We start from the raw sequence: 13,068 nt of genomic DNA, 5'->3' as shown, positions 1-13,068 counted from the left end.
AATGCTCAGGAGCCAACAGATGTGAATCGTTCGAATTGATGGCAATAATTGATCGGAAAGATTTTTCCATTACCATACTGACTATATGCATCACAGTGACTGTCTTGCGCTAATGTCGCCATAAAACAACGTATTGCATCACCATGAGTAACCACTAGAATTTTGGATTCTGAGTGAGATTGCGCAATATCGGATAATGCCTGTTGAATTCGAGAACCGCATTCAAGACCACTTTCTCCTCGCGGTGGAGCATGCTCGGTCACCTGGAAAAAAACCTGCTCGAAGTGCTCCTTATCGGATAAATCATCAAAGTAGCTCGATTGCCAATCACCAAAATGACGCTCTACCAATAAATCATGAATTTTTAATTCAACAGAAATTTTACTTCGGCAGAGTTCTGCTGTTGATTTCGCCCGTCCTAAAGGCGATGAAACAATCAATTCAATTTCGGCGCGCGATAAAGATTCTACAATTTGAGTCGCCTGATTTTTACCGGCAACGGTCAAACTACTATCAAGCCGACCTTGCAATCGACGAATTTTATTCCACTGGGTTTCGCCGTGACGAGCAAGATAAAAACAGGTTTTTTGTTTTTCCATAATTGACAGCTCAATCAACAAATATCTAATTTTTTCATTCGCTTCAAGGCAAATTAACAGTCTATTAGTAACAGTAATCTATCGGTTAGGATACTATTTCGGTTAAGACACTATTTTAATATTCAATGTGCGGCGACTAATCTGCCGCCACACATTGCGAGAGGCTAGAATAAATTCTGGTGACTAACCGTGAGATAAAACTCTCGTTCAATCGGGTTGTAACCAGCAACAGTCGTAGGTGCCTCATCAAACAAGTCATTCACTTTAAATTTCAACTGCCAATGATTATCAAATTGATAGCCGACGCCAACATTGACTCGGGTATAGCTATCTAACTCAATATCGCCGACTTCAGGGCGCTTACCGACATATTCTAATTGGCTAAACCAATCAAACTTGTCACTAGCAAATGAAATTTGATAACCAAAATGATTTTTTGCTCTTCTGATCAGCGGATCACCTGAGTTAGCATCTTCTGCCGAAACTCGGCTAGCAGTTATTTCATGTTGATAGTCTCCTTGAGTAAGGCTATAACTAACATCAACGCCTGAAATTTCCGCTTCACCAACATTTTGTGGAGACCAGATACCATTGCTACCACGCACCCATTGGATCAGGTTTTCAATTTCAGAATCATAAACACTCACAGTTAAACTGCTATCAGTGAAAACCCCTTTATACAAAAGCTCCAAATTATCTGAAGTCTCAAACTTCAAGTTTGGATTACCGCCCTGAGGGTAAAAGAGATCGTTAAAAGTAGGCGCTTTAAATCCTTCGCCATAATTTAAACTCAACAAGTTGTCGTCATCCAATCGATAGCCGAAGCTGAAGTTAAATGTCTTCTCATTAGCGACTTGTTCAACATCATCTTTACGTACAGCAAAATCGGCAAGGAAAGTTTCGCCAACATAATTCGCACTCACGTGAAAACTTTTCGTTTGACGGTTCTCATTCGCATAGGTAGCCGTCGATTTCTCAATGCTATCTTCATATCGATCGATTCCACCGCCGATCGACAGTTCATCCGTGACACTTTTTCGTGTAAGGATTGAGTATTGAAGACGACGGGTTTCGAAAACACCGGCACTTTCGCGAGTAACGCCATTGCCGGTAGAAAAACTCTGATCACGAACACCACTCACCGCCAGTTGATTATTCCAACCGTTGTTTTCGTGATTAAATCGCAAATTCCATAGATAATTATTAAAGTGAGATACATTGCCGCCCCAGGTTGTGTCGAAGTCATTTTTACCTTCGTCCGCCTGTACCACCCAGTCCACAGTATTATAGTCAGATAATTGATAATCACCTCGAATCGCTAAACTATCGTACTCGAATCCGTCGTCATCTGGCTCGTTATCAATTCGCGCGTCAAATCCATCAGTCTCTCTTCGACCATAGGTAATCGTATTAACAAAATCACCGCTACCCACCCCAACTGAGACATCGATTTCGCGAGCACCATTTGAACCAATTGTTGCCGAAACTTTATGTTCGCCAGGTGAAAAACGACGGGTAAAAATCTGGATGACACCGCCAATAGCATCACTTCCCCACAAGGCAGCGCGTGGGCCTTTTACAATTTCAACTCGCTCAATTTGCGAAATTGAAATATTAGAAACAGACTTTACTCCCAAAGTAGCTGACGCTACTCTCACCCCATCAATCAAAATTAATGTTTGGTTCGAATTGGTCCCACGACTAAAAATGGAAGTCTCCTGACCATGCCCACCTCTCTGCACAAAGTCGATTCCAGCCACATTTACCAACAAATCAACAAATGACTGGGGTTGAATTCTCTCGATTTCAGCCCGGTCAATAATTTCAACGTCAGCCAGCGTATCATTGATATCTTGCTTCATCCGATTAGCTGTGACAACAATAACACTATCGTCATCTGCAGAATCATTAACTAATGCTGAGTCATCAGCTAAAACAGCAAACGAGGCTGAAGATGCTAGAACTAACGCAACCGACTGCGCAACAAAACTTCTTTTCATTTTATCTTACCTTTATAAAATGACGCCCACCGCGTCATCGACTACGGGATTACTCCCCTACTTAAAAATTTAACTAAGCCGGTCTCCGGGCTAAAGTAAAAATATCACCTATGATTAATAGAGATCAGTTATTACTATTACCGTTGCGGGGGCAGCGTCGGAATTTCACCGATTTCCCGTTTACGTTCGATTCTTACTCGAACCACTTAGCTCACCAAAACACTTCCCTGTTAGATTTTAACAATGTCAAAATCAATCCAAAATTCTCTACTCTTACTTATCAAATTAGTAAAAATGCTTTAACAAGGCGCACTACCTGGCGCTATCAATCGCCTCACAAAGTTTCTCCAGTCCCTGAATAGCTCGTGGACCAAAACGATGAAGAATGTCTCCATTCATAGTGAAAATTCGTTTTTCTTTTACTGCTTTAATATTATCCCAACCATTCCAAATTTCTTTTTTTGCACCAACTTCTCCTGAGTGATGAGGAATGACAATAACTTCCGGATTTTTAACTAAAACATTTTCCAGAGAAACCACGGGATAAGGTGCATCCGCATCATGAAATAAATTACTTCCATTACAATCATTGACCAAAGATTCAATCCAGCTTTTTGGGCCAATAGTTCTAAGTGGCTCATGCCATAGCTGGTAAAAAACTTTAACTTTCTTTTTATCTTTGTATCGCGACTTTATTTCATCGTACTTTTTAGTGATTTGCTCTGCGACTTGTTGAGCTTTTTTTTCCGCGCCGACTTTTTTTCCTAATACAATCAGATCTCGACTAATTTCATCCATTTTTTTGGGATGCGTATAATAGATATTCAACCCGAGTGATTCTAATTTATTCAAGTCAGCCAATTTGTTTCCACTTTTCCAGGCAACAATTAAATCAGGCTTTAGCGCAACAACCTGTTCAATCTGTATGCCGGTGTAGCTCCCTATACGCCGAATTTTAAGCGCATCTTTCGGGAAGTCAGCATATTCAACCGTTCCCACAATGCGATCACCGACGCCAATAGCATAAAGCATTTCAACCGAATGCGGCGACAAAGCGATAATACGTTTAGCCGGTTCAGTTTTCTTAGCTTCGCCAGCAGCTAAAGATCCCGAAAACCAAACTAAGCTCGACGACAGAACAAGCCATAAGACCAGTCGTAGATTCCTCACCAGTCGACTCCTTTACGCGCTTTGATGCCCGCTTTAAATGCATGTTTTTCTTCTTTGACTTCACTCACGGTATCCGCTAATTCTCTCAGTTCTCTCACTGCCCCGCGTCCGGTAACAACAACCGATTGATTTTCCGGTCGGTTTTTAATGGCATCTAAAACTTCTTGTTTATCAAGATAATCGTAACCAAGCATATAAGTTAACTCATCAAGTAACACCAGGTGATATTGAGGATCAGCGAGGAATTTCTTTGCTTGCTCCCATACGCTTTCAGCTGCGGCAATATCACCTGCTCTATCTTGGGTATTCCAGGTAAATCCTGTTCCCATTACCGCAAAAGGCACATCGTGTTGTTCGAGCAAGCTTCGCTCTCCACAATCCCATTTACCTTTAATAAATTGAACAACAGCGGCTTTATAACCATGACCAACACACCTGGCAACGGTACCAAAGCCAGAAGTCGACTTACCTTTTCCGTTTCCAGTAACAACGATCATCACGCCTTTTTCTATTTGTGCTCGCGCGACATTCGCATCAACTTTTTCTTTTTGCTTTTGCGCTTTTCGTTTATGTCTTTCTTGTTCGTCCATCGTCTTACCCATTTGCAGTTAATGTTTTTTTACTTGCTTGTTTTGTTTTTATCAAATCAATTCTCAATAGTCTGAATAATCGCGTCAATATCCAGATATTCTTCAAAACAATCGGCTAATCGTTCCAATTCAGTTTCTCGCGTTTCATTCCAACCTTTAACGACGTGTTCTTTACCTGAGATCCAACTTAATATTGACGCCAGACTATTCTTCGATTCGAACAAACCATGGATGTAGGTTCCGATAATTTGTTTATCCTCAGAAATTACACCATCTTTGTAAGTATTTCCTTGTTGGTCAGTAATCGTCGCGAACGCATTTTGCAGCGCATCTCCTTCACTATTGCCACAATGTATTTCATAGCCCGAAATTTCATTTGAGCTTTCATCGATGTGGCATTGTCCACTGACTCGTTTCAATTGCTTCGCTTGAGTTAAGTTGGTTTGGAAATCGAAAAGAGCGAGCCCTTGGCTGGAGCCTGCATGACTTTCGATACCTTCCGGATCTCGTATAACATTGCCCAACATTTGAAAGCCGCCGCAAATGCCGAGCAGTTTTCCGCCATAACGTAAATGACGTTTTATTTGTTTATCCCACCCCTGCTCTTCAATGAATTTCAAATCACTTCTGACACTTTTACTGCCAGGCAAAATGATCAGGTCTGCGCCTTCTAAAGATTCTCCGCCACCTATAAATTGAAGATTGACATCTGGGTGCCACTTTAAAGGATCGAAATCGGTATGATTGCTAATCCTGGGCAATACCGGCACTTTGATATTGATACTAGCCGACTGCTGATGTCTCTCCGAATTAATCGCATCTTCCGCATCCAATTTTAATTGAGTTAGATAAGGCAGCACGCCCAAAACCTTTTTATTCGAATAATCTTCCAGCCAATCTAATCCACTCTGAAGTAATTCTATTCGCCCTCGAAACTGGTTGATAATAAATCCTTTTATTCGTTGTTGTTCTGATTCGGACAACAAATTTACCGTCCCGGTAAGATGGGCGAACACACCACCACGATTAATATCACTGATTAAAACAACTGGGCAATCGACGGCTTCCGCGAATCCCATGTTGGCAATATCATTTTTTCGTAAATTAACTTCTGCGGGACTACCAGCGCCTTCAATTAACACAACATCATACTGCTTTTTTAATCGCCAATATGATTCCAACACTTTTTCAAACGCCATCGACTTAATGTCACCAAAGGTTCTTGCTTCTAATTCACTAACAGCTTGTCCATGAATAATAACTTGAGATTTCATATCCGAAGAAGGTTTCAATAGCACCGGGTTGAAATCAGTTGTCGGTTCCAATCCACAAGCAGCAGCCTGCAAAGCTTGAGCACGACCGATCTCTCCGCCCACCTCCGGTTGTCCAACAGATTTTGCCACGGCGCTGTTCAACGCCATATTCTGCGGCTTAAAAGGCGCGACAGAAATTTTCTTGCGTTTTAATACGCGACATAATCCTGCCACACAAATACTTTTACCAGCATCGGAAGTCGTCCCCTGTATCATTAAACTACCTTGTACCATTCAATTAGCTCTCCAGAAATCAATTCGTTTCACGACTTCTACACCGTTACTTCAGCTAATTCTGGACGCTGATTTAAGCCCAGAAGTTGAGGGTAAAACTTATCATCTTGATAAATTGATAAGTGGGTAATGCTGGCATAATCCACCGCGAAACGCCTGAAATGTAAACCAGAGGCGTAGTCCATTTTTAAACACCAGGCGACCAATGTTCGTATAACGCCTGCGTGGGTTACAACTGCAATACGTTGCCCACTATGTTGCATGACTAAATTTTTTAGCGCCTTCTCTACTCTCTCACTAAATGCTTTCAGTGATTCTCCGCCGGGCGGTGGGAATTGGTCTGGGTCACTAAAAAATTGACTGACTTGTTGCGGGTACTTTTGATGTAATTGTTGATAGCTTTGTCCATCCCATTGACCAAAGTGGCACTCTCGCCATGCGCCATCAATTATCAGATTTACATCGTTTTCCTCGGCAAAATTCTGCGCAAAGCTAGCACAACGACTGAGTGAACTGGACACGATAGAATCGATTTCAACTAATTTGGAAAAGGATTCATTTAACTGCAGCCAACCAAGCTCACTCAGTGGTGAATCGGTTGAACCTAACAGTGCATTTTGTAATACTGGCTGACCATGTCGCACCAGGAAAATCTCGGTTGTCATATCTATATTTTAGTGTTTAAGTATTTTTCAATTTTGGTATTTCAGTTTAGTATTTCAAACCTGAACCTGAGTATTTCAATTAATTTAGTCTGCACAAAACGGGCAGTTTTTTATGCATCTTCTTTTGGTTTTAAACTGATTGGGCATCCGGCAACAACTAAAGTGACCTTGGCCGCAGTTTTCGCTAACTCCTGATTTAGCCAACCTGCCTGGTCAACAAAATCTCTGCTTAACTCCCCCATAGGCACCACACCGCTCCCAACTTCATTCGACACAATAACGATATTTGCCTGGCTATTTTTTAGCGATACAAAAAATCGTTCTCTTTCTTCTTTCCATCCTTCGGTGTCATTGGTACAAAGCCAGTTACTGAGCCACAAAGTCATACACTCAATAATTAATGTTCCGCCATCCATCTCTTCAATAACTTTCGATAAATTAAATGGCTCTTCAACCAGTTGCCAGTCTTCTGGTCTCGAATTTTTGTGATGTTCAATTCTCGCTCGCATTTCATCATCATTGATGGTCGCAGTTGCCACATAAGTGACAGTTTCATTGTTTGCAGCCGCTTCGTTTTCCGCGAAACGACTTTTTCCTGAACGAGCACCGCCGAGTATTAAATGGATCATTTTATTGTCTCGCCAACAATACAAAGTAAATTAAAAGTTCTGAGACCTGCTGGCTCGCTCCTAAGGTATCGCCAGTAAAGCCCTGAATTTGTTTACGTAAAAAAATTCGAATAACAAAAACACTCAAAAGTAAAACGCCAACAATCCAAATAATCGAGGTGGGCACTAACAAAAGTGATGAAGCGCCAATAACCAGGCTAAATTGAAGATCACTTTTCGAGTGAGTTTCCGCGAGCGGTTTCACTTTGGCGTTATCTGAACTTGTCACATAAGGTAAAAGAAAAATAAGAACGGTTGAAACAGCCCGACTCAAAGGATGGGCAACGATTAATGCGATAACGATATTGTCCAAATTTGATAAGGCAAAGAATTTGATTGATAAGGCAAACCAGAGTGCTGTTGCGCCATAAGTGCCGATTCTTGAGTCTTTCATAATCGAGAGCTTTTGCTCTTTGGTCCAACCGCCTCCCAGACCATCACAGGTGTCAGCCAAACCATCTTCATGAAAGCAACCAGTCAGTAAAATACCAGCTAACATCGAAATGATAACTGCAATCTGCTGCGGAAGAATTTGCGCAGTAATCCAATAAGCAACCGCAGTAACAAAACCAATTAGCCAACCTACCAGCGGAAAGTAACGGCTAGCCTGATTCAGTTTGTTTTGAGAATAATCGACATTCTCTGGCACTGGAACTCGCGTTAAAAATGCCAACGCAATATAAAACAGATTCAGCTGTTCTCTGACGCGACTCATACAGCATCCACTCCAGCACTATCGAAGCTAGCCATATCATTATAAAAAGCCTGTGCCGCTTTCAAAAGCGGAACCGCCAACGCTGCACCGGTTCCTTCGCCTAGTCTTAACTCAAGGCTTAATAGAGGCGTTGCTTGCAAATATTGCAGCAGTTTTTGGTGTCCCGATTCTTCAGACTGGTGACAGAACACCATATAATCTCTAGCCGCTGGATTAATTTTTACTGCCGCCAATGCAGCCACTGTAGCAATAAAACCATCGACTAAAACAACACTATTGCATTCGGCGGCAGCTAACATCGCGCCGACCATTTGAACAATTTCAAATCCTCCCAGCGCTGACAATATCTGCTTCGTATCGTCAAAGGAATTTTTGTGCCGTTTGAGTGCTTTTTGAATTAACGAAAGTTTTTTCTGATACACCTCATCACTAATTCCGGTTCCTCGGCCAACACACTCTTCCGCTGGAATTCCGGTAATAGCGCTCATTAACGCCGATGCCGACGAAGTATTACCAATTCCCATTTCGCCAAAACCAAATACATTGCAACCTTCACTCGCCATTCTGTAAACAACTTTCGCCCCTAGCGAAAAACCTTTGGTTACAGCCTCCAGACTCATTGCTGGTAAAGTGACAAAGTTATTAGTTCCTCGTCCAAGTGATTGCATGGTTAACTTTGGTGCGTTAATTGGCACCAAAATTCCCGCGTCAATCACTTCAAGCGCAATATCGTTGGCACGGCAAAAACAATTAATTGCTGCCCCGCCGTTTAAAAAATTGAGGACCATTTGTTGCGTAACTTCCGGCGGAGCAATACTCACTCCTTCTTTTGCAATACCGTGATCGGCAGCAAATACCAACATGGTTGGTTTATTTAAAATAATTTCATCACTTCCTGTGATCAATGCCAATTGCATGGCTAATTGTTCCAATCTGCCTAAGGCGCCGGGTGGTTTGGTTTTTTGATCAATTTTTTGTTGAATAGCAGTTCGCTTAGAGTCTGTTAACGGTGTTATATCAAACATAATTATCTCTCCAACTATTGCAGCTAAAACAAGGACTATTCATAGCATTAATCATCTTAATCGCGTCCGATGTTTTAATATCACAAAAAAGAAAAAACTCCCTACTGCAGAGGTGACAATTCCAACCGGTAAAACCTGGTGTTTTAATAACGAACGAGCAATTACGTCAACCCAAATCATAAAACTTCCACCGAGCATCAAAGACATAAAAAGTATGCGATGAATTTGAGCGCCGACAATAAATCGAGAAATGTGTGGGATCATCAATCCAACAAAGCCAATACCACCAACATGAGCAACCAACACCGCTGTAATCGCCGAACAAACAATCAACATAGAAAGACGCAAACGATTAACAGGGATCCCCAACGTAAGCGCGCTTTCGTCGCCAGCCTGAACAGCGATAAGCCAACGTCGATAAATAAAAAATAAACTCACGCCTACTAATAATGTGCCGGTTGGTAACCAGAGTTCATTCCACTGGCTGTTTGAAAAACTGCCCATCATCCAGAATAGTAATGTCGCGGCGGTTTCCGGATTAGAGTAGTACAAGATTAAACTGGTGAAGGCGCTCAACATAAATGAAACTGCAACCCCGGAAAGTAATAACCGTTCAACCTGAACCGCGGCACGACCGGCTAAAACTAACATTAACAGCACCGAAAAAGCGCCGCCGATCAAAGCCCCCATCGTTATAGAAACCATCGCAGTAGAAACAACAGCCATTACAATGACCGCTCCCAGCGAAGCACCGGAAGAAATGCCGAACAAATAAGGATCCGCCAAGGGATTTCTGGTAACCGATTGTAAAATAGCTCCTGTCACCGATAACCCCGCACCGGTGATCAACGCCATTAAAATACGTGGGAGGCGAATATCCCAAACGATCTGCCGACTGATTGGGTCAACCAGACAATTATCATTCAAATCATTGCGACAATAGAGCAAACTATTCAGCACTTCACTGAGCGATAAGTTAACACTTCCCATACCAGTGGCTAAAAGCGCACTGAAAACCAGCAGCAAAACAGCAGCCACCGAGAATAAAGAAAAACGCGAAGTGAAGCCTTGTTGTGCTTTGTCGGCTTTCAGCCGAAATTGAATTCTATCTTCCATGTTTTTCGCCACCTAAATCATAAGTGATCCTTAATTTTCGATTAAAGGGGTGTTGATCCACATGAACATTAACTTCGAATACTTGTTGGATCTGCTGTTTGGTTAAAACCAATTCAGGTGCCCCTTGAGCAACGATTCTTCCACGATTCAGTAAAATAAGTCGATCACAATATGCCGCCGCCAAATTTAAATCATGGATGCTGACAATAACCGATATGTTCAACGAGCGAGCCAATTCTAATACCTCTATCTGGTGGCGCACATCGAGGTGATTGGTCGGCTCGTCCATTAACAAAAGTTCTGGTGCTTGCAAAATAGCTCTTGCGATCATTGCGCGTTGCTTTTCACCACCGGACAGAGAGTTGAACTCTTGTTCTAGTTTGTCAGACAGTTCTACTTGCTCTGCCGCCTCTTCAACAGCTTTTTGATCATCGAGAGTATCAAATGACAAGAGTGGTTTATTGGGAGTTAATCCCATTCGGATAACATCGGCAACGCTTAGTTCAAAACGAGTGGGCGGCTCTTGTAAAACTACCGCAATCTTTTGTGCCAGGCCGCGCATTGTATAGTCGTTGAGTGACTGTTCGGCAAACTCGACCATGCCTGAAGTGAGTTGGTTTTTGCGGTATAAACACCGGAGTAGTGAAGACTTACCTGCACCGTTGGGGCCAATGACTCCAACAAATTCGCCTGAACCAACAGAAAAAGAAAGATCGTCGAGAATCGTTTTACCGTCGACCGCCCAAGTTAACTTTTCGGCTTTTAACAACCCTGCCGGTTCCGATTGATCGGCATATTCGCTCAAATGATCAGCATCCAAATCATTCGGGCTCGAGTCATTACTATTTGGATTATTGAGGATTGATCGATCTTGTGACACCCGAAACACCTGGAATACGAAAAAACAAAAAGCGGCCGTGTCTGGGAGAAGTAATGAAAGGAAAAGCGATCATCACACCACCGAGTAACCCGCTCGATTAGCTACAAAATAGAAATTATCGGCAGGTCTCCTGGCTTGTAGAGATAACCTTCTAACCTGGATGTTCCAGGCTCAAGCCCCTTCCCGACGCGTTTCTCGATAAAATGAGGTTTCTCGATTTAATGAGGCCTCGATTTTATGAGAATTCGCACCAGTGGTTTGGCTTGTCGCTCTACTGACAGTTGCGGGTACAGCCACGGAATTCAACCGTGTTCCCTATTAAGCGCTTAGCGCACCGAAATTTGCGGCGCGATTATACCACAGGTTAAGGACAGGGACTAATCTTCGCTCATTAGCCAGCGGATCGCTTCGGTTTTACAGGTAAACACCTGTGCATCGACCGGCGTTTTAGAAATAAGTAGCTTGTAAACTGACAAAAGCGCTTTACATAAAGTGTCATTGGCCACCATTGCCAGTTTGTAATTAAAACCCCGGTTGTTCAGGTGGCTGGATACAAAATAGGCATGTTCTTCAATTTCAGCCATGCCAATTTCTGGGTAAGCATTCAAATAATCATAACAAGCGTTAATATTAAACTTAAACTGCGGATGTTGGGTTAGTTTAACAAATGACTCATTTAGCAACTCTTTAGTAACGGGTCCGTCAAATATCAGATCGGCGTAATCGCCAGTTTGATTGATTGTAATAGTCAGTGACGAAGCTTGTTGCTGTTGCTTTTGCGATGCCATTTATTTTTATTGACTCCTAATAATTAGAATTGGATAACTAGAACGCACTGATTTGAAAATAAAACCTGAAATGGATAATCAAACCGCTAAATTCGTAACGCGAAACAACAAACTCAACCCAAAATCAGGTAGTTAGCGGAATATGTTTAAGTGTTTTCTATTTTGTGTTAAATAGCAAGAATAATTTTGAAATTCCTAAAGATAAGACATAACCGTTAGCAATAACTAACGAAATTTATGATGAGAAATGCGAAGTTTTTTGAAAAGCAATCAAGCTGGCTCGCAAAGCCAATCCATTGCTGAAGACTTGGTATCTGTGTTAAATAATTCGATATCAGTTCGAGCCAGAAATAATCGATAGAAATCTACCAACATTTTCGTCATCTCGTCACCACAGATAAAAGCGATTCTATAATTGGCTCCGCGACGATCGCGAAGCCCTTCGACAAAATGCGAAAAAATTTCAGTTTCATTCAGGTCGATTTCGACAATTGCTTGCGACAAATCGTAGCAGGCGTCCATATTGTGAACAAAATCGGGGTGTCTGATTAGTGCAGAAAAACTACCGACAACGTCTTTAAGCGTGATGCTACCGAAATACACAAGGTGCGCCAGCGAATTTGTCGAGTCAATTTCAACAAAGTACTTTTCTGCTGTATTGGCCAACGCCTCACTTTTCCTCAGGTGTGTCATTTGCCCTGATCCGTTTAGATTGCCACATTTCCTCGCCGGCATTATCGACACGAGCAAGAATTCGACAAAACACAAACAGAAGATCCGATAAGCGGTTAAGATAAATGCGCGCATTGTCATTAATCTCGTCGGTCCGCGCCAGCGTAACAATCCGTCGTTCTGCACGACGGCAAATGGTGCGCGCTAAATGACAGCTTGTTGTCGCCAAATCCCCCTTCGGTAATACAAATTCTTTAAGAGGCGGTAACTGCTGATTGAAGGTTTCAAGTGAGTCATCCAGCTGCACAACATGTTCTTCTTTAACCAGCGTATAACCTGGCATCGCCAGCTCTCCCCCCAAATCAAACAACCGGTGCTGTACTTCGCCTAAGGTAGATGCGATGTCGCTTTCAACCGGTTGAGACAAGGTCATGCCGATTGCCGCATTCAACTCATCGACAGTACCAATTGCTTCAATACGTGCCGAGTCTTTATCCAGGCGTTGATTCCCACCTATTCCGGTGGTTCCATCGTCGCCCGTTTTCGTCGCGAGTTTTGAGAGTCGATTTCCCATATTCAATTCCAGTGTTAGTCAGTGTTTGTATTAACTAGTACAAGCCCATCATTAAGCTA

14 protein-coding genes and 2 riboswitches are annotated in these 13,068 nt (G+C 42.4%); all 14 genes read right to left on the bottom strand.

Translation table 11 applies throughout. The features are described from left to right. Window positions 1-5: 5 nt before the first annotated feature. The 14 genes from FLL46_RS01715 to FLL46_RS01650 all read right to left on the bottom strand — a co-directional run bounded on the left by FLL46_RS01715 (window position 6) and on the right by FLL46_RS01650 (window position 13,009). Entirely contained in the window at window positions 6-599 is a 594-nt protein-coding gene (locus FLL46_RS01715; protein WP_142891689.1) for a histidine phosphatase family protein, read from the bottom strand. A 164-nt stretch (window positions 600-763) separates the two neighbouring features. Beyond that, complete coding sequence (locus FLL46_RS01710) at window positions 764-2,599, bottom strand: TonB-dependent receptor domain-containing protein (protein ID WP_142891688.1); 1,836 nt, start codon at window positions 2,597-2,599, stop codon at window positions 764-766. A 59-nt stretch (window positions 2,600-2,658) separates the two neighbouring features. Beyond that, window positions 2,659-2,824, bottom strand: a riboswitch (cobalamin riboswitch). 87 nt (window positions 2,825-2,911) lie between these two features. Next, window positions 2,912-3,769 carry a cobalamin-binding protein gene (locus FLL46_RS01705; RefSeq protein WP_210418567.1) on the bottom strand — a complete coding sequence of 286 codons (858 nt, stop codon included), beginning with the start codon at window positions 3,767-3,769 and terminating at the stop codon, window positions 2,912-2,914. Continuing rightward, window positions 3,766-4,359, bottom strand: a complete 594-nt coding sequence (gene cobO / locus FLL46_RS01700; protein WP_246119248.1) for a cob(I)yrinic acid a,c-diamide adenosyltransferase — start codon at window positions 4,357-4,359, stop codon at window positions 3,766-3,768. The genes FLL46_RS01705 and cobO overlap by 4 nt, the downstream gene beginning before the upstream one ends. Window positions 4,360-4,415: 56 nt before the next feature. Further along, window positions 4,416-5,906, bottom strand: coding sequence for a cobyric acid synthase (locus tag FLL46_RS01695; protein WP_142891686.1), 1,491 nt, complete (start codon window positions 5,904-5,906; stop codon window positions 4,416-4,418). Between the two features lie 38 nt (window positions 5,907-5,944). Beyond that, window positions 5,945-6,571 (bottom strand): histidine phosphatase family protein, encoded by a 627-nt coding sequence (locus FLL46_RS01690; protein ID WP_142891685.1) that lies wholly within the window; start codon window positions 6,569-6,571, stop codon window positions 5,945-5,947. A gap of 110 nt (window positions 6,572-6,681) precedes the next feature. Then, complete coding sequence (gene cobU / locus FLL46_RS01685) at window positions 6,682-7,200, bottom strand: bifunctional adenosylcobinamide kinase/adenosylcobinamide-phosphate guanylyltransferase (RefSeq protein WP_142891684.1); 519 nt, start codon at window positions 7,198-7,200, stop codon at window positions 6,682-6,684. Between the two features lies 1 nt (window position 7,201). Beyond that, window positions 7,202-7,954, bottom strand: coding sequence for an adenosylcobinamide-GDP ribazoletransferase (locus FLL46_RS01680; protein ID WP_142891683.1), 753 nt, complete (start codon window positions 7,952-7,954; stop codon window positions 7,202-7,204). Further along, window positions 7,951-8,979 (bottom strand): nicotinate-nucleotide--dimethylbenzimidazole phosphoribosyltransferase, encoded by a 1,029-nt coding sequence (gene cobT, locus FLL46_RS01675; RefSeq protein WP_142891682.1) that lies wholly within the window; start codon window positions 8,977-8,979, stop codon window positions 7,951-7,953. The genes FLL46_RS01680 and cobT overlap by 4 nt, the downstream gene beginning before the upstream one ends. A 51-nt stretch (window positions 8,980-9,030) precedes the next feature. Beyond that, entirely contained in the window at window positions 9,031-10,095 is a 1,065-nt protein-coding gene (locus tag FLL46_RS01670; protein ID WP_142891681.1) for a FecCD family ABC transporter permease, read from the bottom strand. Beyond that, window positions 10,085-10,975, bottom strand: a complete 891-nt coding sequence (locus FLL46_RS01665; protein WP_210418566.1) for an ABC transporter ATP-binding protein — start codon at window positions 10,973-10,975, stop codon at window positions 10,085-10,087. Before FLL46_RS01665 ends, FLL46_RS01670 begins: the two co-directional genes overlap by 11 nt. Before the next feature lie 103 nt (window positions 10,976-11,078). Further along, window positions 11,079-11,329: riboswitch (cobalamin riboswitch) on the bottom strand. Window positions 11,330-11,352: 23 nt separating this feature from the next. Further along, window positions 11,353-11,763 carry a hypothetical protein gene (locus FLL46_RS01660; RefSeq protein ID WP_142891680.1) on the bottom strand — a complete coding sequence of 137 codons (411 nt, stop codon included), beginning with the start codon at window positions 11,761-11,763 and terminating at the stop codon, window positions 11,353-11,355. A gap of 270 nt (window positions 11,764-12,033) precedes the next feature. Further along, entirely contained in the window at window positions 12,034-12,456 is a 423-nt protein-coding gene (locus FLL46_RS01655) for a hypothetical protein (RefSeq protein WP_142891679.1), read from the bottom strand. Beyond that, window positions 12,434-13,009: a cob(I)yrinic acid a,c-diamide adenosyltransferase gene (locus tag FLL46_RS01650; RefSeq protein WP_142891678.1), complete on the bottom strand. Its 576-nt coding sequence runs from the start codon at window positions 13,007-13,009 to the stop codon at window positions 12,434-12,436. Before FLL46_RS01650 ends, FLL46_RS01655 begins: the two co-directional genes overlap by 23 nt. Between the last annotated feature and the right edge of the window lie 59 nt (window positions 13,010-13,068).

This window comes from Aliikangiella coralliicola (assembly GCF_007004725.1).
Classification (GTDB): domain Bacteria; phylum Pseudomonadota; class Gammaproteobacteria; order Enterobacterales; family Kangiellaceae; genus Aliikangiella; species Aliikangiella coralliicola.
This window is presented reverse-complemented; position numbering and strand designations above follow the sequence as displayed.

What these genes read in the sequence shown, in the direction of transcription:
- FLL46_RS01715 (WP_142891689.1), bottom strand. Translation starts at nt 599, where the DNA reads ATGGAAAAACAAAAAACCTGTTTTTATCTTGCTCGTCACGGCGAAACC.
- FLL46_RS01710 (WP_142891688.1), bottom strand. Translation starts at nt 2,599, where the DNA reads ATGAAAAGAAGTTTTGTTGCGCAGTCGGTTGCGTTAGTTCTAGCATCT.
- cobO (WP_246119248.1), bottom strand. Translation starts at nt 4,359, where the DNA reads ATGGACGAACAAGAAAGACATAAACGAAAAGCGCAAAAGCAAAAAGAA.
- FLL46_RS01695 (WP_142891686.1), bottom strand. Translation starts at nt 5,906, where the DNA reads ATGGTACAAGGTAGTTTAATGATACAGGGGACGACTTCCGATGCTGGT.
- FLL46_RS01690 (WP_142891685.1), bottom strand. Translation starts at nt 6,571, where the DNA reads ATGACAACCGAGATTTTCCTGGTGCGACATGGTCAGCCAGTATTACAA.
- cobU (WP_142891684.1), bottom strand. Translation starts at nt 7,200, where the DNA reads ATGATCCATTTAATACTCGGCGGTGCTCGTTCAGGAAAAAGTCGTTTC.
- FLL46_RS01680 (WP_142891683.1), bottom strand. Translation starts at nt 7,954, where the DNA reads ATGAGTCGCGTCAGAGAACAGCTGAATCTGTTTTATATTGCGTTGGCA.
- cobT (WP_142891682.1), bottom strand. Translation starts at nt 8,979, where the DNA reads ATGTTTGATATAACACCGTTAACAGACTCTAAGCGAACTGCTATTCAA.
- FLL46_RS01670 (WP_142891681.1), bottom strand. Translation starts at nt 10,095, where the DNA reads ATGGAAGATAGAATTCAATTTCGGCTGAAAGCCGACAAAGCACAACAA.
- FLL46_RS01660 (WP_142891680.1), bottom strand. Translation starts at nt 11,763, where the DNA reads ATGGCATCGCAAAAGCAACAGCAACAAGCTTCGTCACTGACTATTACA.
- FLL46_RS01655 (WP_142891679.1), bottom strand. Translation starts at nt 12,456, where the DNA reads ATGACACACCTGAGGAAAAGTGAGGCGTTGGCCAATACAGCAGAAAAG.
- FLL46_RS01650 (WP_142891678.1), bottom strand. Translation starts at nt 13,009, where the DNA reads ATGGGAAATCGACTCTCAAAACTCGCGACGAAAACGGGCGACGATGGA.